Here is a 22370-nt window from a genome sequence, read left to right as displayed (position 1 = left end):
GGTCTCGACGGTGTTGATCGTCATCGTCGGGCGACGGGCGCCGCCCCGGCCTGAGTCGGCGTACTCATTTCGCGCCCCGCATCCGGATCCGACGAGCTGGGTACGGCCACCCGGCTGCCGGCCGGTGGTGCGCGAGGGCCCCGTCGCGGGCCTGAGCTGAGCGTCCCGGCCGCCGTCACCCGACCGACCGACCGACTGACCGGCCGGCCCCCGGACCCGGGTCACGGAAGCCCGGCCGAAAGTCGATCAACCCCGGGGCGGCAGTCAACCCGTCCGCACCGTGCCGTGTCCCTGCCCATGACGACGGCAGCGCCCGCCGCACCGAGGGGCGCCCCCGGGTGGTGCGCCCGCCGTCAGCAGACGCAAGAGCGGCGACCGGTCCCCCGGCCGACCATGGGGACCAGCGAAGGAGCGAGCACATGACGACAGCGCATAGGACGACGACAGGACAGACCGTTCGTACGGGCCTGGTGGGACTGCTGGCCACCGGGCTGGCCGTCACTGCGTTCGCCGTCCCGGCCCGGGCGGACTCCGCCCCTCGCCCGGGCGGTCACCAGGCGACCCAGCAGGCGTTGGACGCCATCGTCAAGGGCGGGACCCCCGGCGTGATCGCCCAGACACGGGACGCGAACGGCGTGTGGAACGGGCGGGCGGGCGTCGGCGACCGGGAGACCGGCGAACCCCGAAACGCGAATGACCGCTTCCGGATCGGCAGCATCACCAAGACCTTCGTTGCCACCGTCCTCCTCCAGATGGAGGCCGAGCGGAAGCTCGATCTGGACGACAGCGTCGAGAAATGGCTCCCCGGGCTCGTCCGGGGCAACGGCAACGACGGCCGCGCGGTGACCGTCCGTCAGTTGCTCAACCACACCAGCGGCATCTACAACTACACCAACGACCCGCAGTTCCAGGCTAATCGCCTGGTGGGCGAAGGGTTTCTCCGGAACCGCTTCCAGCGCATGGAGCCGGAGGGCCTGGTGAAGGTCGCCATGGGTCACCGGCCGGACTTCGCGCCCGGCGCCCGGCACTCGTACTCCAACACCGGGTACATCCTGGCCGGGCTGATCATCGAGAAGGTCAGCGGGAACAGCTACGAGCACGAGGTGCGCGACCGGATCGTCAAGCCGCTGGGGCTGCGCGCCACCACCCTCCCCAAGCACCGGGTACAGCTTCCCGAACCCAGCAGCCGGGCCTACTCCACGGTGTTCCGCGACCCCCAGCAGGGGACGTACGACGTCACCGAGCAGAACACCACCTGGGGTTGGTCGGCCGGCGACATGGTCTCGACCACCGGGGACCTCAACCGCTTCATGAGTGCTCTGATACGCGGCAAGCTGCTGCCCAAGGCGCAGCTCACCGCGATGAAGACCACGGTCCCCGACCCCGATGTGCCCGGTGGGGGCTATGGCCTCGGCATCGGCCACACCGCGACGAGCTGCGGTGTCAAGGTCTGGGGCCACAACGGCGGTCTGCACGGTTCCCTCTCGGACGCCGTCACCACCGAGGACGGCCGCCACTCCCTCGCCGCGAACCAGAACGGGGACTGGATCGTGAGCGCCAACGTCCTGGACGCGGAGTTCTGTGGCACGGTCAAGCCGCGGAGCGAGCTCCAGCGGAAGGTCCTGGCCAGATGAGGCCGTGAGGGCGGACGCTGTACGGAATCAGCGGATCCCGCGCCCCGCGGTGACCGACCCCTGACCGTACGCCGAGCGCCGCGACCCGCCGACCCGTGAACCGAGTGCCGTGCGCGACGCATGGACCGCTCCGTCCCGGGCACCAGCACGTCAGTCCCCGTCGCGTATCCCCCCACGCGGCGGGGACTCCGTCATCACTACCGGACCTGTACGACGGCTGCCGCTGCGGCCCCCCGGCGGGCCAGGGCGTGACGAGGTGTCTGACCGCGCGACTCACGGTCAGACACCGTCGCGCTGTGGTCGGTCTTCCGGCTACGGCGCGTCCACCAACATGCGGCCATCGGCCGGGACGCGCGATGCGGCTCTATTGGCGTACGCGGCTTCGACGCGTGCCTGCTCGACCGCGTCGGGCACCGCGTTCCTGCAGGCGGTGCCGGCGCTGGAGCCCGACATGAGCTGGGAGCACGGCCCGGGCTTGGTGTCCAGCAGGCCCAGGTTGTGGCCGATCTCGTGGGCGGCGATGCGGATCTTGTCGTGCCCTTGAGTGACCGCCTGGCTGCCGAGTTCGACACGGGCCCGGCCGCCTGGCCTGACCGGACCGAGGGTGGCCTGCGGCCAGCCGCTGGTGGCCACGATCTGGATCTCGGCCCGAGTGCCGGGCGCGGCCCTGACCAGCCGAATGTTAACGACGTTTGTGTTCCATGAGGCGACTCCGGCGGTGACCGCCGCCTCCCAGCCGGTGGCTCGGCTGTCGTCGTACCGGAGCGTCACCACGGCCGACGCGCTCTTCGTCGATACCGGCTCCGGTGCGGACAGGGCGTTCGCTGGGGGTGCCATGGTCAGGGTGACCGCTGCGACGGTGCTTGCTAATCCCAGCCGTATGTAATGCAGCATTGCTGTCCCTTCACTGAGCGGAAACCTCGGTTCCGTCCGGAACCGAGCGTGTGGGGAGGGCGGCGACCGCGGATGGGTCGAGGCCGATGGAGAGCCACGGGTGTTCCAGCGGACGCGCCACCGGCTGCGATGGCCGGTGGCGGCACAGGGCGCCACCCGGCTCGATGCAGGCGGGGGGACCACAGTCCTCGCCGCCGGGAACGCCGTCGTACACCTGGGCGGAGTGCGCCTTCACGATGCCAACTCGGGCCAGGAGGACGGGCATGCGCCACTCCATTCCTCTCCTCGCCGCGGGCGATCGTGCCAGACGGTACAGCGCCACACCGTCATCAACAACCCGTGCAGCACCCACACCGAGGGCGAGATGCGCCGCCGTCCACCGCACCGGCCGGGCGGCACTCCCGCCGCTCGGTGCCCACTCCCTTGAACCCGCGGGATTCGCCCAGGGTCCGTGCCCGCGGGGATGCGCGCGCGGTCCGTCAGCCCGGTGCGGTGTTTCTGTCCTAGAGTCGGACCATGCAGAGGACCGACCGCGCCAGCCTGCTGATCGCGGCACCACGGGCGACCGTCTATGACGCCCTCCTGGACCGGGAGTCCCTCGAGGTCTGGCTGCCGCCGGTCGGCATGAGCGGGCGGGTCGAGCGGTGGGACCCCCGGCCCGGTGGTGGGTTCCGGATGGTTCTGTGCTACCTCGACGCCTCCGACAGCCCTGGCAAGGCTTCGGATGCGACGGATGTCGTCGATGTGGAGTTCGCCGACCTGGTGCCGCCGAAACGTGTGGTGCAGCGGGCGGTGTTCGTGGCCGACGATCCATCATTCGCGGGCACCATGACGATGACCTGGGACCTCACCACCGTCGATGAAGGGACCGAGGTGACCGTCACGGCCACCGACGTGCCCGCCGGCATCGGCCAGGCGGACCACGAGGCCGGCATTGCCTCCTCGCTGGCCAACCTCGCGTCATACGTCGAAGCAGCCGACGGGCTCTAGTGAGGGTCTTGCGTTTGGATCAGGCTGGGTCAGTGAGCGCGGTCTGGTGCGTGGGGTCTCCCCGGGCCCGCAGGGTCGAGGCGTGGGGGCACCTCCCGGGCCGCCAGGCCCAGGCGTGGGGTCTCCCCAGGCCGCAGGGTCGAGGCGTGGGGTCTCCCCAGGCCGCAGGGCCGAGGGGACGTGCGGTGCCACGCGAGCCCAGCTAGATCCCAACGAGAGGCGCCCTAAGCCGGGTCCGGGCCCGCTACCCGTCCGAGGACCAGCAGGTAGGGCACGTCCCACACCAGGCGGCCGTCGGTGGCCGTGTTGTGGTCGGCGAAGAGCGCCGCGAGCGCGGCCCGCGCCGCGGACCACTGGCCGGCCGCCTCCAGGGCCGCTCGGTGCGCGCGCAGCGGGCCGGGCTTGTTCTCGAAGATCCGGACGGCCGCCGCGATGGATGGGTAGGAGACCCGCACCCGGCACACCCGGGTGCGCACGCTCACCGGCAGCGGGTCGAACCAGGGAAGGACGTGTCCGGGGTCGCCCCAGCGGGTGGGCGCGTCATCGGCGGAGCTCTCAGGCGGTCGTCGGGTGACGGTGGGGGCGATACGGCCCATCACCCCGTCGGGAGTCCAGGACGCCACCGCCACGAGCCCGCCCGGCCGGCAGACCCGGACCAGTTCGGCAGCGCAACGGACCGGGTCCGGCGCGAACATCACTCCGAAGGTGGAGACCACGACGTCGAAGGCGTCGGCCGGGAACGGCAGGGACATCGCGTCCCCCACCACGAAGCGGGTCCGGTCCCCGAGCCCCGTGTCCCGTGCCCGGTCCTCGGCCAGCCGGAGCAGTCTTGGCTCGCGGTCCAGCCCGACGGCGGTGGCGCCCGCGCGGGCGGCGGCGAGCGCGGCGGGGCCGGACCCGGTGCCCACGTCGAGGACCCGTGTCCCCGCCGCCCCCGCCTCGGTGCTCGGGCCGAACTCGCCGAGCGCCAGTGCCATGACGTCGTCCGCCGCGTGTGCCCAGGCGTCGCCCGCGTCGGTGTACGCGTGCGCGGGGCCACCCCGCCAATGGGCGTGGGCAGGGCCGCCGGAATTCACTGTAGTCATACTCCAGTGAATCACACTGTAGTGTCACTACAGTGAGAAGTGGTGGTGCCGGGTCCCCGACCGCCGCGCCCTGTGTCACCAGCCGGAACCCCCCGCCGGGGGCCGCGGGCCCGAGGGAGACGCCGATGACCGCACCATTGACCCGCGCGGAGAAGACCCGCCGCACCCGGCGACGTATGCTCGCCGCCGCCGCCCGGCTCTTCGTCGAACGCGGCTGGACGGGTGCCACCGTGGAGGACATCGCCCGCGCCGCCGAAGTGGGTGTGCAGACCGTGTATTTCACCTTCGGCACCAAACGCGCCCTGCTGGGGGAGGTGCTCGACATCGCGATCGCCGGGGACGCCGATCCGGCCGCCACCCTCGACCGGCCCTGGGCGCGGGAGGTCATCGCCGACCCCGACCCGGCCGGCCAGCTCGCCCGCCAGACGGCCGGGGCCCGGAGGGTACTGGAACGTGCCGCTCCCGTGCTGGAGGTGGTCCGCGCGGCGGCGACAACCGATACGGAACTCGCCGCGCTCTGGCGCACCAATCTGGAGCAACGGCACACCGTGCAGCTCCACTTCGCGCGCGCCCTGACCGGCAAGACCGGTGCCCCCTTGCGTGACGGCCACGACGTCAGGTCAGCCGCCGACATCATGTTCACGCTCCTCGGCCCGGAGACCTACGGGCTGCTGGTCACCACTCAGGGTTGGTCCCCGGACCGCTGGGAACGCTGGGCCACGGACCTGCTCTCCCGCCAACTGCTGCCCTGACCCCCCGCCAGTCGGGGCGCCCGCGCCGGGAGGTGGTTCGGGGCGCCCGAGGGGCGGTCGTCACGAGCCCGTCCACGAATTCCGCTCTCCCGACGACACGGTGGCCGGCTCGAAGACATCAGACGTTCATTTGATCAGCGGATTGGGTCGGCGCGTTTCAGGAATTACCTGTGCGTCGAGCGCTCAGGGTTCACGCCCTGTGGAGAGCGGCGGTGCGGGCGGACCATGAGCGGAACGACCCACCGCCACCCATGAAGGAGTCCGGCGCCCGGACCGTACCCTCCCCGGGGGACCGGACCCGTTGGCCCTGGACGCCCGCGGCCCGGGCGCGAGGCCACCAGAAGATGTGCGCCACTGGATTCATGGTCGCTCGTCGTAGCCTCCGGCCCTGTCGGCGGGAGCGGCGGTTCCTCTGACCCGGAAGGCCCTTGATGAGTGCCCCGACCACGTCGCCCTCCTCCCTAGATCCCGAACGCGTCCCCGCCGCCATCGATGACCTCCTGCGCGAATTCCTCGACGAACAGCTCCACCGCGCGGCCGATCTGCCCGAACTCGTCCTCTTCGTCGATGTGCTGAGAGAAATGATCGCGGCGGGCGGCAAACGGATTCGGCCCGTGCTGTGCGTCGTCGGCTGGCAGGCGGTGAGCGAGCGACCGCCGCCGCCCGCGGTCTGGCGGGTGGCGGCCTCGCTGGAGCTGTTCCACCTCTTCGCCCTGATCCACGACGACATCATGGACGCCTCGGAGACGCGGCGGGGCAGGCCGACCGCCCACCGCCTGCTCACCGCGCGCCACCCGGGCCGGGCCGACGCCGACACGCTCGGTGTCAACACCGCGATCCTCCTGGGCGACCTTGCACTGGGCTGGTCCTACGAACTCCTGCACACCACCCACGCCGGCTCCACCGACGGGCACCTCAGCAAGGCATGGCCGCTGCTGAACGCCTTGCGTACCGAGACACTCGTCGGGCAGTACCTCGACCTCGTCAGTGCCGGACAGGCCCCCGCCGTCCGCCGCGACGCCACAACCGCCCGCCGGGTCATCCGCTACAAGACCGCCAAGTACACCTGTGAGCGTCCCCTCCAGCTCGGGGCGCGGCTCGCCGGAGCCGATACGAAACTGCTGGCCGCACTCTCCGCGTACGCCCTGCCGCTGGGGGAGGCGTTCCAGCTCCGCGACGACCTGCTGGGCGTGTACGGAGCACCCGAGCGCGCCGGGAAGTCCGTCCTCGACGACTTCCGCGAAGGCAAGTACACCGTGCTGGCCGCCACCGCTCTCCAGCGCGCCACTCCGGCACAGGCGCGCGTTCTGCTCGCCGGCCTCGGCAACCGGGCCCTCACCGCCGCGGAAGCCTCGCACATGCGTCAGGTCCTCACCGACACCGGGGCGCCGGCCACCGTCGAGAGCCTGATCAGCGAGCGGTGCGGGCAAGCGCTGGCCGCCCTCGACCACGCACCCCTGCGGCCCGTGGCCGCCACCGTCCTGAGAACCATGGCGACCGCCGCGGTCACCCGATCCTCCTGACGGCGACCCCACCGCCCATCAGCGAGTGGGCCCCCTGGCAGGGGAGCCGGCGAAGCGAGTGAGGCGCTTATCCTGGGCCGGGAGAAACCGTCGGACGGGGAGGTGCCGGGATGACCTTCCGGCTGGCGGCGTACGCCGTGTGCATCGAGGACGGACAGGTGCTGCTCGCCTGTCACGTACCACCGAAGGGTCGGGCCAACTGGACGCTTCCGGGCGGCAGGGTCGAGCACGCGGAGGACCCGTTTGACGCGGTGATCCGGGAAGTCGCCGAGGAGACCGGCTGCGATGCGGTGGTCGAACGCCTGCTGGGCGTGGACTCACGGATCATCCCGGCAGCCGAACGTGCGACCCCAGGCGGACCAGAGCACCAGAATGTCGGCATCTTCTATCAGGTCCGCATCACCGGCGGTCGCCTCCGGCCTGAGCCCGACGGTGAGATCGCCGAGTCGATGTGGACTCCGATTCCCGACGTCGCAGGTATGCGCCGGTCATCGCTGGTCGACATCGGCCTGTCCTTGGCACAGCACCTTCCGGCGACCGGCCACGTCCCTCCCGTCACGGTCGGCGGCCTGATCCAGCACTGAGGCCACCGCCTGGTGCATGCGAATCCCGGCCCGCGGTCTCACGGAGTCCTCGGCCTCTTCGCCACGGGCGCCGCGCGATGGGCCTGGCCGAGGCGGTGATGGTGCGGTCTTCGGGGCGGGCGAGCACCGGTCAAGTCCGTGAGCGCCACGAGCGGATCGAGGAGTTCCGGAACCAGTGGCTCTGCCGGACAGGTCGACCGGAGGTCAGCCGATGGCCCTCTGGACGAGGGTGGTGATCGTGTTCTCGGCCTGGTCGCTCAGCTCGGTCACGGCGTACGACGTGGGCCACAGGCCACTGCCGTCATCGAGGTTCGCCTCGGTGGTGAAACCGAAGGTCGAGTAGGGCTCCTTATCGACCTGGCCACTGCGGAAGAAGCACACGACCTTTCCCTTTCTCGCGTAGGCCGGCTGCCCGTACCACAGCTTCGGCGACAGTTCGGGGGCGGTGGTGGTCACGATGGCGTGGATGCGTTCGGCTACCGCGCGGTCCGAGGCGGCCATTTCGGCGATCTTCGACAGCACGTCGAGCTCCTCAGCGGCCTTCTTGCCGCCGCGACCGCGGCCCGCCTCCTTCTTCAGCTCCGCGGTGCGCTCTTTCATGGCGGCACGCTCTTGTTCGGAGAAGCCTCCCGTGGTCTTGTCGCCGGCGTTCGCGCTCATCGCTGTCACTCCCTGGTTGTGATCGGTACGAGGTCTTCGACGTTAACCGTGCCGACGGGATCGGCGCTTCTCGATTCCTGATCGATCTCCGTCCCTGTTCCCGGGCGCACCCCGCGCGCCGCCCGGCCTCCATCGGCGCGAACCCAGGATTTCTGCGGTATATTGATCTTGTGCTCGCGGCCGTAACTTCCGGCTGTGGGACCGGCGTTGGTGGTCCAAGGAAAGACACCCCACTTCCTGTGGGGGGATGCAGGTGCAAGCCCTGCCCAGCGCTCGACCAAGGTCCCGGCCTCCTGATGGAGGCCGGGACCTTCTTGTTTCGGTGGGGAGCCTCTGCCCCCAGGCGGGGGGCCTGGCATCCGTGCTTCCTGGTCCCGCGAGGGCGGGTGTCCTCCGGGCGCGCCCTAGGTCGTGTCTGACAAATCTCGTCTGGCGCGCGACGCCCTGCACGCACACTCGCTGCGTTGTCGAGTCATCCAAGTACGTCCAGTACGAGGACGACCTCCCCCTGGCTTCGCCGGGGGGACCCCCACCGCCTTGCGATTGCACGCACCGGACGCCGCGCGCCCCACCCTTCGGGTGGACGACGCTATTTGTCAGACACTCCCTAGTGGTGGAGAGCGATCAGTCGGGCCAGGTGCTTGCCCGCGATCTCCAGCGGTTCCTTGCTTCGCGACACCTGGGCCGCCAGTTCGGCGCCTTCCACCATGCTGATCACCGTGTGGGCGAGGTCGTGTGCATCGCCTTCGCTCATGCCCGAGGCGCGCAGCTTGTCGTGGACAAGGCCCCGCCAGCGCGCGAACGCCTCCGCGGCGGCCGTCTGAATGTCTGGAGCGCGACCGGCCGTGCCGAGTGAGGTCGTGGTGATCGGGCAGCCGTCGATCCAGTCGGAGGCGTGCAGACCTTCGGCGAGGGTGTCGCAGACGGTGGCGATGGCCTGGGCCGGGTCGTCCTCGCGGTCGAGCGCGGCCCGCAGCATGTCGAAGAACTCCTGGTCGCCGTGGTGGATCGCGGCGACGGCCAACTCCTGTTTCCCACCCGGGAAGAAGTGGTACACGGAGCCCAGCGTGGCCTGGGCCTCCTGGGAGATCTGCTTGATCCCCGTGCCGTCGTAGCCCTGTCGCTGCATCAGCGACGAGGCCGCGTGGACGATGCGGGTGCGGGTGTCGGGGGCCGCCGCTGTCTTCGTCTTCGTACTCACACGGATCAGCTTACCGAATAGAGCGTTCGTTTCAGTGCTGTGCTACGTTGTCCACGGCTCTGAATAGAGCGTTCATTCTAGTTCTTGCTGGAGGAGATCTTCATGGGTGTGGCTGGACGATCGGTGACGGTGATCGGTCTGGGACCGATGGGACATGCCATGGTGCGGGCGTTCCTGGCGCGCGGAGTGGAGGTGACCGTGTGGAATCGGACCGCGAGCAAGGCGGACGGCCTCGTGGCGGGCGGTGCGGTGCTCGCTCCCTCCGTCGAAGAGGCCCTGGCCGCCAATGAACTGGTGATCCTGAGCCTGACGGACTACGCCGCGATGTACGCCCTTCTCGAACCGGCGATCGCCGCGTTGCCGGGTAGGGTCATCGCCAATCTCAGCTCCGATACGCCGGAGCGGGCGCGCGAGGCCGCGGCGTGGGCGGCCAGGCACGGGGCGCGGTATCTCACCGCCGGGGTGGCGGTGTCGCCGGCCCTGGTGGGGACCCCGGAAGGCCATGCGTACTACAGCGGCCCCCAGGACCTCGTTGAGGCGTACCGGGACACGTTCGAGGTGATCAGTAGGGTGGAGTACCGGGGTGAGGACCCTGGACTCGCGGCCCTGTACTACCAGATCCAGATGGATCTGTTCTGGACGAGCATGACCGCCTGGCTCCACTCGATGGCGCTGGCCGAGGCGAACGGCATCACCGTCGAGGAGATCCTGCCGTACTCAGTGGACGTGGCGGACTCGCTGTCGGACTTCTTCCGGTTCTACGCACCGCGGCTCGCGGCCGGGAACGACACCGGCGATGTGGATCGACTGGCCATGGGGGTGGCCAGCATGGAGCACGTGGTGGACACGGTGCGCGCCGCGGGGGTGGATCCCGCGCTGCCCGAAGCGGTGCTCGACGTGTTCCGGCGTGGAGCGGCGGCGGGGCATATGGACCGCAGCCTCACCAGCCTGCGGGAAGTCCTCCAGGTGGGCGGCGCGCGGACGTGAGCTGATCTGTGGAGCGAGTCCGTGAGGGCGCCGGGGGTCGTAGTCGCGGGGTGTGCGCTGCCGCGGCCCCCGGAGTCCTCTGGCCCGTCCCCGTCCCCGTACCACGGTGGTGGGCGCACGCCGGGTGTGCAGCGGGTGGACCTCGGGAGGGACCGGCGGGGGGAACACCGCTGGTGCCGACCGGCCGGGCGGTACCGGGGATACCGTCCCTCTGCCGCCCGGCGGTCGGGGGTCAGGAGGTCGCCAGGCTGCCGGGCGGCAGTCCGAGTTCCGTCTCGGCGGTGGTACGGGCCAGATCGGCGATCGGCGCGGTACGGGTGTCGGCGCTGGTGTTGATGTAGGCGCTGCTTCCGTCGATCGCGACGAGGATGCGCACGGCCGCCGCCCATGGGTTCGCGCAGTGGAAGACCTGTGCCCGCGTGCCCGCGGTGATGAGCTGTTCGATGCGGCGGCACCAGAGCAGCTCCTGCTCGATGACGTGGTCGCGGAGCACGGGGCGGTAGCGCGACAGGTGTCGTGCGTTCAGCCAGAGCTTGCTGACATTGTCGAATTCGGTGCTCGCGATGAGGGTGAAGAAGCGCCGCAGGGTGCTCAGCGGGGCCTCGTTCCCGTCGCCGGTGGGTTCAGCGGGGAGGAGGCCGTCGAGTTCGGCCATGGTGGCGCTGGTGAATGCCTGCGCCACCAATGTGTCGGCGGCGGGGAAGTAGTGGCCGACCAGTCCGGGTTGGACGTCGAGCTCGTCGGCGACCCGCCGTAGCGTGATGCACTCCAGTCCTTCGGCGAGCCCGACCTGCGCGGCGGCGCGGATGATCTCGTGGCGACGCTCGGCGGGTGCCTTGCGGGTTCGTGTGCCGGGATCTCTTGACGTCATGGAGCGAATGCTATTGAGTGAGTGACCAATCGGCAATTGGTCGAGTGACCAATAGTGATGGTGGGACTGCGGAAAGCCGCGGCGCGAGGGCGGCGTCCCACAGTCCGCCGTAGCCGGGGGGAACGGCCCACCGCCCCCGAACCGGCACCCGAGGCGCACCGTGCCACCCCCTCGATCCGCGGCACGGACCCCGGCCCGCACAAGCGGACCAGCGCGCAGCACCCGTACAGGAGACCCATGTGAACGACACTCGCACCGATGCCGGCGAACTCGCCGAGTACGGCTACCAGCAGGAGCTGAAGCGGACCCTGTCCTCCTGGGCCGTGTTCGCAATCGGATTCGCGACGATCTCGCCCGTCGTCGGGGTCTACGCCGTCGTCCAGTTGGGCTTCGTCTTCGCGGGCCCCGCGTGGATCTGGGCGGTCGTCGTCGCCTTCCTCGGGCAACTGATGGTCGCCGTGGTCTATGCCGAACTGTCGTCCCAGTTCCCGATCACCGGCGGCGTCTACCAATGGGTGCGCCGACTGGGCGGACCACGAATCGGCTGGCTGGTCGGCTGGATCTACCTCGCTTCCGCCGTGGCGTCCCTGACCACCGTGGCCTACCTGGGGGCGACCTGGCTGCACATGCTCTTCGGTGACGGCACCCTGTCGACCACCGCGCATGTCGGCCTCGGCGTGGTCTTCGTCGCGGTGGCCCTCGGGATCAACCTCCTCGGTGTCAACCCGGTGAAGCACTTCCTCAACGCCGGCATCATCGCCGAGGGCGTCGCCTCCATCGCGGTGAGTGTGTTCCTGCTGCTCTTCGTGCACAACAACGGCTTCGGGATCCTCTTCGAGACGATGGGGGCGGAGTCGGCCTCCGGCGGATCCGCCCTGACGGGCTTCCTGACCGCTCTGGCGGTCGCCGGCTGGGCGTTCCTGGGCTTCGACGCCACCACGCAGGTGGCCGAGGAGACCGAGCAACCGCGACGCAGCGTCCCCCGGGCCCTGCTGCGGGCCTACCTCTTCGTCGCCTTCACGGTCCTGCTGACCGGGCTCGCCGTGACACTCGCGCTGCGCAGCCCCGAGGACGCCGTCTCCGGCGCACTCGCCGACCCGGTCTTCACCGCCGTGACACAGGGACTGGGCGGATGGAGCGAGAAGCCCTTCATCCTCCTCATCCTGATCGCGTTCATCGCCTGCGCCATCTCGATCCAGACGTACATCGGCCGCGCCGTCTACGCCTTCGCCCGCGACCGCCAGTTGCCGTTCTCCTCGACGCTGGCCACCGTCGGGCCGCGCCAGATCCCGTACGTCTCGCTCATCGTCACGGCCGTGCTCGCCAGCCTCGGTCTCCTGCTCGGACTGAACGGCAACGCCGCGGCGACACTGATCGCCTTCGGCTCAGGCGGCTTCTACTTCATCTTCCTCACGGTCGCGGTCGTGGCGCTCGCCGCCCGGCTGACGGGTCGCTGGAACCCCGCCGCGGGCCGGCTGAGGCTGGGAAGGACCGGCCTGGTCATCAATGTGATCGCGGTCCTGTGGCTGCTCTTCGAGGCCGTCAACATCGCCTGGCCCCGCGTCGAGCTCGCACCGGCCGACGGAAGCTGGGTCCAAGTCTGGGCCGTGATCCTCGTCTTCTCCGTCCTGTTCGTCATCGGCCTGCTCTACGTCGCGTTCGTCAAGCCGCACACCAAACTCCCCGCCACCGTGACCCCCGAACCCGCCACCCCGACCACTGAAAAGGTGGAGGCACCCTGATGCCGTCGAAACTCTCCCCCGCCATCGTCTTCGACCCCGTCTCGGGATTGCAGTCACGTGACGTGTCACTCCGACCGGTCGGACCGGGCGAGGTCGAAATCGATGTACACGCAGCGGGCGTGTGCCACTCTGACCTGCATGTCGTGACAGGGGACTGGCCCAGCGACCGCCCGCTCGTCCTCGGGCACGAGGCCGCCGGAGTGGTGACCGCGGTCGGAGCCGGCGTCACCTCGCTGATCCCCGGTGACCATGCCGTGCTGTCCTGGTTCGCGCCGTGCCGCCGCTGCCGTAAATGCGTGGCCGGAGCGGCGTGGCTGTGCACCGGCACCAAAGCCGTTGCCAACATGCTCCCCGACGGCACCACCCCGTTCACGGACGACCGGGGCGAGCCGGTCTGGCCCTACCTGGGACTCGGCGCCTTCACGGATCGACTGGTCGTGCCGGAAGCCGCCGCGGTGAAGGTCCCCGACGAACTCCCCTTCAGCATCGGCGCCCTCCTCGGCTGCTCCGTCACGACCGGCGTGGGCGCCGTCGTGAACACCGCGGGCGTCCGACCCGGCGAGTCCGCGGTGGTCATCGGTACCGGCGGCGTCGGGCTCTCCGTCGTGATGGGCCTCCGCCTGGTCGGAGCCGACCCCATCATCGCCGTCGACCTGTCGCCCGAACGCCTCGCCACAGCACGACAGTTCGGCGCCACCCACACCCTCGACGGCGCCGGGACCGATGTCGCCGCCTGGTGCCAGGAAGAGCTCGGCGGGGTGGACTACGCCTTCGAGGCGATCGGCAACCCCAAGGTCATCGGCACCCTCCCGGCCATGCTCACCTCGGGTGGGGCAGCGGTCCTGGTGGGCATGGCGGCGACCGGCGCGACGGCCTCCTTCGACCCGTTCGACCTCGCCGACCAGGGAAAGCGCATCCTCGGTTGCAACTACGGCTCCAGCATCGGGGAGATCGACATCCCGAAACTGGCCCGCCTCTACCTGGCCGGCCAACTGCCGCTGGATCACCTGATCGGGCGTACCCGGCCCCTGAGTGAGGCGGCGTTGGCGTTCGACGATCTACGGTCGAACACCGGTGTCAGAACGATCCTTGAGCCGTGAAGCACCCCGGTACCCGGCACAGCCACCCGCACAACCACCCCACGGTGTGATGGCCGCAGCCGTCCCCGACCAGGCCCAGGAGGCATGATGTACGCCGTCACCGACCCGACCACCGGTGAGATCACCGCTACCTACCCGACCGCCACGGACGCCGAGGTGGCCGCGGCCGTCGACGCCGCCCACACAGCCACCGCCTGGGGGCGCGCCGGCTCCGTGGCCGAGCGGGCGGCACTGCTGCGACACCTCGGTGATCTGCACACCGAGCACCGGGCCGAGCTCGCCGCGAGCATCGTCCAGGAGATGGGCAAGCCCCTCCAGGAAGCCGAGGGCGAGATCGACTTCTGCACCGACATCTACCACTACTACGCCGACCACGCCGAGGAATTCCTCGCCGACGAACCCCTCGACGTCGTATCCGGCCCCGGCAGCGCCGTCGTCCGGCGCAGCCCGCTGGGCGTACTCCTCGGCATCATGCCGTGGAACTTCCCGGCCTACCAGGTCGCCCGCTTCGCCGCCCCGAACCTCGCCATTGGCAACACCATCGTGCTCAAGCACGCGCCGCAGTGCCCGGCCACCGCCGCGCTGCTCGAAAAGTTGTTCGCCCAGGCCGGTTTCCCGACCGGGGCCTACGTCAATGTGTACGCCACCAACGAGCAGATCGCCGAGGTCATCGCCGACCCCCGGGTCCAGGGAGTCTCCCTCACCGGATCCGAACGGGCCGGCGCGGCCGTCGCGGAGATCGCCGGGCGACACCTCAAGAAGATCGTCCTCGAACTCGGCGGCTCCGACCCCTTCATCCTCCTGTCCACCGACGACCTCGACGCGGTCGTCGAATCCGCCGTCGCCGCCCGCCTCGACAACACCGGCCAGGCGTGCAACGCCGCCAAGCGGTTTGTGGTCCTCGACCACCTCCACGACGCGTTCGTCGAGCGGTTCACCGCCAGGCTGCTCGCGACCGAGACCGGTGCGCCGTTGGCGTCGGCAGCCGCGGCCGAGAACCTGGCCCGCCAGGTCGATGCGGCCGTGTCCCAGGGAGCCACCCTGCACAGCGCCGGCGAGCGGCGCGGCGCCCACTTCCCGGCCGGGGTCCTGACCGGTCTCACCACCGAGCACCCGGCGGCCCGGGAGGAACTGTTCGGGCCGGTGGCGATGGTCTTCACCGCCTCCGACGAGGAGGAGGCCGTGCGGATCGCCAACGACACCCCGTACGGACTCGGCTCGTACCTCTTCACCACCGACCCGGCGCAGGCCGAGCGGGTCGCCCACCGCATCGAGGCCGGCATGGTCTTCGTCAACGGCGTCGGCGCCGAGGGCGCCGAACTGCCCTTCGGCGGTGTGAAGCGCTCCGGGTTCGGGCGGGAACTCGGCCGGCCCGGGATGGAGGAGTTCGTCAACAAGAAGCTCATCCGCACCGTCGCCTAGGTCCTGTCCGGGTCCGACAAGATCGCCCGGACAGGGCCTGGCCGAGCGCGCGTGGGGGCGGGTGCCGTCGTCGGGACGGGCGGGGCGGCGTGGGTGGCATGACCGCGCCGGCCCGCCGTGACATCCGCCCGGAGCCGCGCACCACCCGGCTTGTACGGGCGCCTCTGGTCTTCGGGGGCGCCCGCTTCACCCGGACGGCCACGGCCCACATGCCCGCCGCCCCCGGCACCGGTGTACTGACCCATGGGTGACAGCCCCCTTCCCCTCAGGAGACGACACCGTGACGACTGCGATTGTGGGCCTTGGCAACATCGGATCACGCCTGGCGGCCGACCTGGTGGACGGGGGCGAACCCGTCCTTCTCGCGAGCCGTGACATCAAACAGGCGCAGGAGCTGGCCGGGCGGCTGGGGGAGCGGGCCACGGCTGTGAGCGTCGACGACGCGGTGGAGCGCGCGGACGTCCTGATCCTCGCGGTGTGGTTCGACACGATCAAGGAACTCGTCACCCAGTACGGGGACCGCCTCTCCGGCACGATCGTCGTCGACCCCTCCAACCCGATCGCTCCCGACGGCAAGGGCGGGTTCACCAAGACCATCCCGGCGAGCGAGTCGTCCGGGCAGGTCATCGCCGGGCTGCTGCCCCCGGGCGCCCGGCCCGTCAAAGCCTTCGGCACCCTCATGGCCGACTCCCTGAGCACCGCCGCCAACCGGACCCCACACCGTGCGGTCGGCTTCTACGCCGCCGACGACACCGAGGCCGGTGATGTGGTGGCGGACCTCATCCGGGCGGCGGGTTTCGACCCACTGAAGGTGGGCGGCATCGACCAGTCCCTGCGGATCGAAGTCTTCGGCGATCTCCACGAGGGCTCGCTGGAAACCCTCCCATCGGCGGCAGAGGCCAAGAACCTCCTCTGACACCCACGCGGAGTCCGCTCCGGACCCGACTGCTCGGCGGCCGGGTCCGGAAATCGTCGCGCGCACCGCGTACGGCTACCCCCGTACGGTCTGGTGATGGCGGATCAGGACGGTTACTCCGGAGAGAGCGTTGCCGCGGTCTACGACCTGTCGGAGGGGGACATATGCGCCCCGAGCCCCATCGACCCGACGGTCGATCTCCTGGCGAGCGAGTGCCGTCAACACGTCTCGATCTGGGAGACGGCCGTCGACCGACCAAGCGGTCGTCCCGAGTTCGTGGAGGCGCCGAAGACGAACGCGACGACCCGGGACGGACCCGCGTTCGCCCGCCGCCCTGGGTGGCCCGGAGCACCGACCGTCGCCGGCCGCTCCCGATTACCCCTCCGTCTACACCTCAGCAACCGAATCGGGTTCCGCTCTCCAGATGACGAGCGCCCGATCGGCCGATGCCGTGTCGGGATGGTCCGGTCCGAGGATGCGTTCGCAGTCGGCGAGCACCTGTTCCTGGAGGGTGATGGCTTCCTGGGTGCGACCCGCCCGCCAGTAGGAGAGGGCGAGGTTGAGGCGGGTGATGAGGGTGTCGGGGTGCTTGGTCCCGAAGAGGTGTTCGCTGCGGGTGGCGACGTCCAGCCAGTGGGCGATGGCGACCGTGTAGAGACCCGCGTCCTTGAGGCTGTGACCCACCCGATGCGGTACGCCGTGCCGTTTGGGGTGCCAGAGACGGTCGCCGGTGTAGCGGTACAGGGTATTGGCGTTGGCGCGCAGGACGGCGGCGATTTCCCGCTCGGCCTGGTCGGTTGCGGGCCAGATGGCCAGGAGTGCGTCGGCCGTTCACACGCGGAGCCTGGACGAGGGCCGCGGCACGTGCGTACGGGGTGACGACCTGCTGGCCGTCGGTCGCGGTGACCCAGAGCACCAGGTCCGTTCCCTCGGTGAGGGCTTGGGCGGCCCACGCCCGGCCCGAACCCGGCGACCTCCGGCGCTCCCACCCCCGGTAGGGACGCCCCGAGCCGGGCATGGATTCCGGGCCGGCACCGGCTGCGGTAGGTGAGCCCGCGCCGGGACGCCGCCGACTTCGCGACATCGGGCAGGACGCCCCCGCCGCATCGGCGAGTGGTTGACCCGGCGCTGAGCGTCATGAGACCAGATCCTCACAGGGCCGTGGTCAGCGTGGGAACTCCCGGCCCGTCCAGCTCGCCCAGCGCGACTCGTCTCCGTGAGACGGCCAGAAGCAGGGAAAGCGCGGTACCGGCCACTTCCGGACCGTCACCGACGGACAGGTCGACGTCCGTTGCCGTCAACCGGACACGAGACGTCAGCTCCTTGGCCCCACCGAAGGACGCCGGGGTACGAACCTGCAGGCGGAGCGATCGGACAACGGCCTCCTGCGGGTAGGAGCGGGTGAGTCCCAGGGGTCGGCGGATGTCCTCGCCGTGGACGACCTCCTCGACGATTCTGCTGTCGACGGGCGCCGGCGGGGTCGACGTCCGCAGGGTCACCAGGCGGAGCCGTTCCAGCGTCTCCCGAGGGGAGCCACCGCGCTCATGCTCCACCCCGCGCGCGTTCTGACGGTCGAAGTCGAACCCCGCCCGGACGAGGCCGGCCACAAAACCGATGCGGGTCGTCCGGGCCGTGTCGATCAGATGGGCGACCACATCGTGCACGGTCCATCCCGTACACAGAGACGGTGTCTCCCACTGACCGTCATCGAGGCGCGCGAGGTCATCGATCAGCGCCGCGCGTTCCGCGTGTACCAGCGGCCAGACATCGTTCATCACGTCTCCACCTTCACTCGAACACAGTGTCAGCCGTAGAGACCCGTGACGTGGTGGGAAATCATCGCTCCGGAACCGCCGCCTGCGGGAGCGGCCGGCCGAGGTGCGGTTCGCGGGTGCCGTGGCCGCGCAGAGCACCCTTCCGTCACCGCACCCGGCTGACGTGTTCACGAGCGGAGTCAACGGTTGACGGTCGACGTCAGCGTACCGACGTGGCCGCGCCCGGGGGAGCGGCGCGCGGGGGGAACGGGCTCGTCGCTCACGGCACGACCGCCCCACGGACGTGGGACTCCCCGAATACACGGAGAGAGAGCGGTCGGCCGGTCGTGCGGGGAGACGGGTAGGGGATTCCTGCGATATATTGATCTTGTGCTCGCGGCCGGGTTTCCCGGTGGTGAGGCCGGCGTTGGTGGTCCAAGGAAAGGCACCCCACTTCCTGTGGGGGGATGCAGGTGCAAGGCCTGCCCAGCGCTCACATCGGGTCCCGGTCTCCTTCAGGAGGCCGGGACTTCTTCGCGTGGCACGACACGGAGCCCGCCGCACTGGGCGAATCGCAGCGGATCCTTCGCCAGGAAGACCTGTCGGACACCGTCGCCGTGCCGCAGACACCACCATGAAACGTCCGAGAGCATCAGCCGAGGGGAACCAGCCGTCGGCTCCGGACCGGTAGGAGACGAGCTCAGGGGCCGTCCAGCAGCCCGAGCCTGGCCGCGCGCACCCCTGCCGCGAAGCGGCTCTCCGCCCCCAGACGGGCCACCAGGTCGGCCAGGATGCGGCGAAGGGTGCGTTCGGAGCAGCCGAGGCGGCGGGCGATCGCCTCGTCCTTGGCGCCGGCGGCGAGGAGGGCGAGCACCTCGCGCTCCCTCGGGGTCCACTCCTCGGCGGGGTCGGCCCCGTAGTGCAGACCGGTGCTCCAGTGGTGCTCGAAGACCAGGGCGAAGCACGAGGCGAGCCGGGGGCTGTGCAGGACGACGTCCTCAGCGGGCTCGGCGCGGCCCTCGGCGGGGCCGAGCGAGAGAACGGTCACGGCGCGGTCGACCACATTGAGGTGGAGGGGGACGGCCGGGGCCAACCGTATCCGCGCGCCCTGCTCGTGCATCCGGGAGACATAGCGCGCGGCCCCGGGAAGACGTGCTGCGCGGGTCGAAACGAGCAATCGGATCTCCACGCCCCGTGCGAGCATGACCAGATCCTCGCCCAGGCTCTTCTCCAGCGACTCGGGGTCGGGGAAGCTACCACGCATTCCGAGGATCTCGGCCCGGCACAGTGTGTCCAGATCGTCCATCCGCTCCTTCAGTCGGGCCCGTTCGGCGAAGAACTCGGCCTCCACCACCTCGCGACCGGTCGGCCTCAGGCCGGGCATCAGTCGGAGGACGTCATGGAGTGCTTCCAGTCCCCGGTGCAGCTCGCCGAGCCCGCGGCGCTGATCGGCGACCAGCTCGTGGAGGGCGCGTTCGGGAGAGTTGACGTGCCGTCGGTCACCGTCGACCAGCCGACGCACAGCGAGCCACTCCCGTACCTCGCCGGGCAGCTCGTCCAGGGCCTCCCCGGCGCCGCCCAGCTCCCGGTACGCGGCCCCCGCCGCGGCCTCGACCCGCTCGGGGCCGGCGTCGTCCCCGTACGGATCCTCGGCAGGCATGACCCGACCTTAGAGCCTGGCCGACCGCATTGACCATGGTCCCTACCGACGCGTAGGCCCCAGTGGCCGTAATCGGTCACGCCCGTTTCGGCCGTGGTCAACTCCCGGTCGGCCCGGCTATGTTGTCGCCACGCCCGGCCGACACGGAGGTCATCGCGAGCGGCGATCCCGCCCGCAGCCATCCGGAACCGGGGCATACCGACCGTCCTGTCGTCGAGGGCGGGTGCCCCGGTTCGGCACTCCTCGTCACCGCGCGCACTGTGCACCTCGCGCCGTTCCCCGTACCCCCTGCGGCAGGAACGCGCTTCCCCCACACCGGCCGCCGACACCGTACGGCCGGACCACGAAAGGTGACAGCACCCTCATGCGCAGAACCCACTTCGGTACCCTCGCCATCGGCGCCCTCGGCCTCGCCGTCCCGCTGGCGCTGCTCCCCTCCACCGGATCCGCCGCCCCCGCACCGGAGTCCACCCCGCTGCTCAAGGTCGCCGACGCCCCGGCCGCCGACGAGATCAAGGGTCAGTACATCGTCACCCTGAAGAAGGGGACCGATCCGGCCGCGTTCGCCGAGTCGAAGTCGGTGCGAACCGACTACGTGTACGACGCGGTCCTCAATGGCTTCGCGGCCGATCTGACCCCGGCCCGACTCAAGGAGCTGCGCGCCGACTCCCGGGTCGCCTCCATCGAGGAGGACCAGAAGGCCACCCCCACCGCGACGCAGAACAACGCTCCCTGGGGCCTGGACCGAATAGACCAGCGCAGCGGACGCAACACCTCGTACACCTACACCCGCAACGGCTCCGGTGTCACCGCGTACATCATCGACTCGGGCATCTACGCCAGCCACCCCGACTTCGGCGGCCGTGCCCGCAATGTCTTCGACGCCTTCGGCGGTAACGGCGCGGACTGCAACGGTCACGGTACGCATGTCGCGGGCACGGTGGGCGGCACGACGTACGGTGTGGCCAAGGGCGTTCAGCTGCGCGGTGTGCGGGTGCTCGACTGCCAGGGCTCTGGCTCGTTCTCCGCCATCATCGCCGGGTTCGACTGGGTCCGGCAGAACGCCGTCAAGCCCGCGGTCGCCAACGCGTCCCTCGGCGGCGGCTACTCGGCCGCCCTCAACAACGCGGCCACCGCCCTCGCCGGCTCCGGTGTCCACACCACGGTCGCGGCGGGCAACAACAACCGGGACGCCTGTGGCTACTCCCCGGCGAGCGCGGCCGGCGCCCTCTCGATCGCCGCTTCCGACTCCGGCGACAACAAGGCCGGCTTCAGCAACTTCGGGCAGTGCGTCGACCTCTACGGTCCCGGCGCGAACATCCTCTCGACCCGTTCCGGCGGCGGAACCACCACCATGAGTGGTACGTCGATGGCCGCACCGCACGTGGCGGGTGTGGCGGCGCTCTACAAGGCGACCTACGGAGACGCCTCCAGCCCCACGGTGAACAACTGGATCATCAACAACAGCACCGCCAACGCGATCCGGGGCAATGTCAGCGGCACCCCGAACCGGCTGCTGTTCAAGTCCACTCTCTGATTCGACTTCCTCGCGGTACGGAGCGGCCTCGGACGCGGTGCCTCTCCGTACCCATGCGGCCGTACGGGGCTGAAGCATGCCGCAGGCCGCCGGGGCGAGTGCGTGCCCGCGCTCGGGGAAAAATCGGAAAGCCTGCCGGGCTGACCCGTGAGGGCGGCCCGGCAGGCTTTCCGGTGCGCGGCTTCGCCGAGAGCGGCCGGCTTATGCCTAAGGCACTGTCCAGCCGGCTTCGAATCCGACGGCGGCCACGACGGTCACCGCGGGTTCGGTGCCTCCGGCAGTTGGTGCTCGGCCTTCGGCCCCGGCTTGGTCTTGACGAACTTCAGGCCGATGACGCACAGGATGATCCCGCCGAGGAACACGACCTTGAGTGCGGACGTGGGCTCCTCGCCTGTGAGCATGGCGTAGATGACCGTCAGGGCCGCCCCGATGCCGATCCAGACCGAGTAGGCCACACTGATCGGAATCCGGATCATCGCATAGCCGAGACCGGCCATGCTGAGCGCCAGCCCGATGAAGAAGACGACGGTGGGAACGGTTTTGCTCAGCCCGTCGGACTGACCGAGGGCGGTGGCCCAGACGGCCTCGAACACGGCACTGATGAGAAGAATCGCCCAAGGCATTAGCTGACCGCCTTCAGTCCGACGACACAACCGACGAGACCCAACAGAAGGATCACGCGGCCGGTGGAGGCGCGCTCCTGGCCGGTCACCATGGCCCAGACGGCGGTGAGCACCGCTCCGATACCGACCCAGACGGCGTAGGCAGTCCCCGTGGGCAGGCTCTTCATGGCGAATGCCAGGCCCGTCATGCTTGCTGTGAGGGCTACCCCGAAGACGACGGTCGGGATGGGGCGCTTGAAGTTCTTTGATGCTGATAGTGCTGTGGCCCAGACGGCCTCCAGCACTCCTGATACGACGAGAATGAACCACGCCATGGCGGAACTGACCTCCCAATGGCCAGTCTTGTCGCTGAGCGGGTACTGATCCGTCGTCCGCAGGCCCTACCAGGGCCTCAATACTTTTATAGCACAACGGATCAGCGTTCTCGCCGCTCGC

At 70.1% G+C, this 22370-nt stretch carries 23 protein-coding genes and 1 riboswitch; of the genes, 12 read left to right on the top strand and 11 right to left on the bottom strand.

Annotated elements, in window-relative coordinates; all coding sequences use genetic code 11:
- Positions 1-419 precede the first annotated feature (419 nt).
- Entirely contained in the window at positions 420-1634 is a 1215-nt protein-coding gene (locus ACH4S7_RS21220) for a serine hydrolase domain-containing protein (RefSeq protein ID WP_398522762.1), read from the top strand.
- Between the two features lie 312 nt (positions 1635-1946).
- On the opposite strand, the gene ACH4S7_RS21215 is transcribed toward ACH4S7_RS21220, so the two are convergent.
- Positions 1947-2528, bottom strand: a complete 582-nt coding sequence (locus ACH4S7_RS21215) for a snapalysin family zinc-dependent metalloprotease (RefSeq protein ID WP_398522761.1) — start codon at positions 2526-2528, stop codon at positions 1947-1949.
- Between the two features lie 10 nt (positions 2529-2538).
- Complete coding sequence (locus ACH4S7_RS21210) at positions 2539-2793, bottom strand: hypothetical protein (protein ID WP_398522760.1); 255 nt, start codon at positions 2791-2793, stop codon at positions 2539-2541.
- 251 nt (positions 2794-3044) lie between these two features.
- Here ACH4S7_RS21210 and ACH4S7_RS21205 point away from each other — a divergent pair, with 251 nt between their 5' ends.
- Positions 3045-3518, top strand: a complete 474-nt coding sequence (locus ACH4S7_RS21205; protein WP_398522759.1) for an SRPBCC family protein — start codon at positions 3045-3047, stop codon at positions 3516-3518.
- Positions 3519-3742: 224 nt separating this feature from the next.
- On the opposite strand, the gene ACH4S7_RS21200 is transcribed toward ACH4S7_RS21205, so the two are convergent.
- Positions 3743-4603: a class I SAM-dependent methyltransferase gene (locus ACH4S7_RS21200; protein WP_398522758.1), complete on the bottom strand. Its 861-nt coding sequence runs from the start codon at positions 4601-4603 to the stop codon at positions 3743-3745.
- Between the two features lie 125 nt (positions 4604-4728).
- Between ACH4S7_RS21200 and ACH4S7_RS21195 the strand changes: the two genes are divergently transcribed.
- The 3 genes from ACH4S7_RS21195 (at position 4729) to ACH4S7_RS21185 (ending at position 7462) form a co-directional block, all read left to right on the top strand.
- Positions 4729-5355 carry a TetR/AcrR family transcriptional regulator gene (locus ACH4S7_RS21195; RefSeq protein WP_398522757.1) on the top strand — a complete coding sequence of 209 codons (627 nt, stop codon included), beginning with the start codon at positions 4729-4731 and terminating at the stop codon, positions 5353-5355.
- Positions 5356-5786: 431 nt separating this feature from the next.
- On the top strand, positions 5787-6878 hold the full coding sequence (locus ACH4S7_RS21190; RefSeq protein WP_398522756.1) for a polyprenyl synthetase family protein: 1092 nt from the start codon (positions 5787-5789) through the stop codon (positions 6876-6878).
- A gap of 110 nt (positions 6879-6988) precedes the next feature.
- The gene (locus ACH4S7_RS21185; protein WP_398522755.1) at positions 6989-7462 is read left to right on the top strand and encodes an NUDIX hydrolase; all 474 of its coding nucleotides are present in this window, start codon (positions 6989-6991) and stop codon (positions 7460-7462) included.
- Positions 7463-7666: 204 nt separating this feature from the next.
- Here the strand turns inward: ACH4S7_RS21185 and ACH4S7_RS21180 are convergent, their stop codons facing one another.
- Both ACH4S7_RS21180 and ACH4S7_RS21175 read right to left on the bottom strand, forming a co-directional pair.
- The gene (locus ACH4S7_RS21180) at positions 7667-8122 is read right to left on the bottom strand and encodes a DUF1801 domain-containing protein (RefSeq protein WP_398522754.1); all 456 of its coding nucleotides are present in this window, start codon (positions 8120-8122) and stop codon (positions 7667-7669) included.
- A gap of 607 nt (positions 8123-8729) precedes the next feature.
- The gene (locus ACH4S7_RS21175) at positions 8730-9323 is read right to left on the bottom strand and encodes a TetR/AcrR family transcriptional regulator (RefSeq protein ID WP_398522753.1); all 594 of its coding nucleotides are present in this window, start codon (positions 9321-9323) and stop codon (positions 8730-8732) included.
- A gap of 102 nt (positions 9324-9425) precedes the next feature.
- Between ACH4S7_RS21175 and ACH4S7_RS21170 the strand changes: the two genes are divergently transcribed.
- The gene (locus tag ACH4S7_RS21170; protein ID WP_398522752.1) at positions 9426-10310 is read left to right on the top strand and encodes an NAD(P)-dependent oxidoreductase; all 885 of its coding nucleotides are present in this window, start codon (positions 9426-9428) and stop codon (positions 10308-10310) included.
- A 232-nt stretch (positions 10311-10542) separates the two neighbouring features.
- Here ACH4S7_RS21170 and ACH4S7_RS21165 read toward each other — a convergent pair whose 3' ends face one another.
- Positions 10543-11181 carry a TetR/AcrR family transcriptional regulator gene (locus ACH4S7_RS21165; protein ID WP_398522751.1) on the bottom strand — a complete coding sequence of 213 codons (639 nt, stop codon included), beginning with the start codon at positions 11179-11181 and terminating at the stop codon, positions 10543-10545.
- 239 nt (positions 11182-11420) lie between these two features.
- Here ACH4S7_RS21165 and ACH4S7_RS21160 point away from each other — a divergent pair, with 239 nt between their 5' ends.
- The 5 genes from ACH4S7_RS21160 (at position 11421) to ACH4S7_RS21140 (ending at position 16361) form a co-directional block, all read left to right on the top strand.
- The gene (locus ACH4S7_RS21160; RefSeq protein WP_398522750.1) at positions 11421-12923 is read left to right on the top strand and encodes an APC family permease; all 1503 of its coding nucleotides are present in this window, start codon (positions 11421-11423) and stop codon (positions 12921-12923) included.
- A complete protein-coding gene (locus ACH4S7_RS21155) occupies positions 12923-14023 on the top strand; it encodes a zinc-binding dehydrogenase (RefSeq protein WP_398522749.1) in 1101 nt (366 codons plus the stop codon). The genes ACH4S7_RS21160 and ACH4S7_RS21155 overlap by 1 nt, the downstream gene beginning before the upstream one ends.
- 87 nt (positions 14024-14110) lie before the next feature.
- Positions 14111-15445 (top strand): NAD-dependent succinate-semialdehyde dehydrogenase, encoded by a 1335-nt coding sequence (locus ACH4S7_RS21150; protein ID WP_398522808.1) that lies wholly within the window; start codon positions 14111-14113, stop codon positions 15443-15445.
- Between the two features lie 98 nt (positions 15446-15543).
- On the top strand, positions 15544-15696 hold the full coding sequence (locus tag ACH4S7_RS21145; RefSeq protein WP_398522748.1) for a hypothetical protein: 153 nt from the start codon (positions 15544-15546) through the stop codon (positions 15694-15696).
- Between the two features lie 29 nt (positions 15697-15725).
- Positions 15726-16361 (top strand): NADPH-dependent F420 reductase, encoded by a 636-nt coding sequence (locus ACH4S7_RS21140; protein ID WP_398522747.1) that lies wholly within the window; start codon positions 15726-15728, stop codon positions 16359-16361.
- 387 nt (positions 16362-16748) lie between these two features.
- Here the strand turns inward: ACH4S7_RS21140 and ACH4S7_RS21135 are convergent, their stop codons facing one another.
- From ACH4S7_RS21135 to ACH4S7_RS21125, 3 genes are all read right to left on the bottom strand, one after another.
- Positions 16749-17045, bottom strand: coding sequence for a tetratricopeptide repeat protein (locus ACH4S7_RS21135; protein WP_398522746.1), 297 nt, complete (start codon positions 17043-17045; stop codon positions 16749-16751).
- A 467-nt stretch (positions 17046-17512) separates the two neighbouring features.
- A complete protein-coding gene (locus tag ACH4S7_RS21130) occupies positions 17513-18136 on the bottom strand; it encodes a maleylpyruvate isomerase family mycothiol-dependent enzyme (protein ID WP_398522745.1) in 624 nt (207 codons plus the stop codon).
- Positions 18137-18815: 679 nt separating this feature from the next.
- Positions 18816-19775, bottom strand: a complete 960-nt coding sequence (locus ACH4S7_RS21125) for a LuxR C-terminal-related transcriptional regulator (RefSeq protein WP_398522744.1) — start codon at positions 19773-19775, stop codon at positions 18816-18818.
- Positions 19776-20139: 364 nt separating this feature from the next.
- Between ACH4S7_RS21125 and ACH4S7_RS21120 the strand changes: the two genes are divergently transcribed.
- Complete coding sequence (locus ACH4S7_RS21120; RefSeq protein ID WP_398522743.1) at positions 20140-21312, top strand: S8 family peptidase; 1173 nt, start codon at positions 20140-20142, stop codon at positions 21310-21312.
- 254 nt (positions 21313-21566) lie between these two features.
- On the opposite strand, the gene ACH4S7_RS21115 is transcribed toward ACH4S7_RS21120, so the two are convergent.
- Both ACH4S7_RS21115 and ACH4S7_RS21110 read right to left on the bottom strand, forming a co-directional pair.
- Positions 21567-21935 (bottom strand): DMT family transporter, encoded by a 369-nt coding sequence (locus ACH4S7_RS21115; protein WP_398522742.1) that lies wholly within the window; start codon positions 21933-21935, stop codon positions 21567-21569.
- Positions 21935-22249 (bottom strand): DMT family transporter, encoded by a 315-nt coding sequence (locus ACH4S7_RS21110; protein ID WP_398522741.1) that lies wholly within the window; start codon positions 22247-22249, stop codon positions 21935-21937. The genes ACH4S7_RS21115 and ACH4S7_RS21110 overlap by 1 nt, the downstream gene beginning before the upstream one ends.
- A gap of 17 nt (positions 22250-22266) precedes the next feature.
- A riboswitch (guanidine-III (ykkC-III) riboswitch) is annotated at positions 22267-22330 on the bottom strand.
- Positions 22331-22370 lie beyond the last annotated feature (40 nt).

This window comes from Streptomyces sp. NPDC020965, assembly GCF_044333555.1.
In the GTDB taxonomy this organism is placed as follows: domain Bacteria; phylum Actinomycetota; class Actinomycetes; order Streptomycetales; family Streptomycetaceae; genus Streptomyces.
Note: the sequence above shows the minus strand (reverse complement) of the source record. Positions and strands in the feature narration are given on the sequence as shown.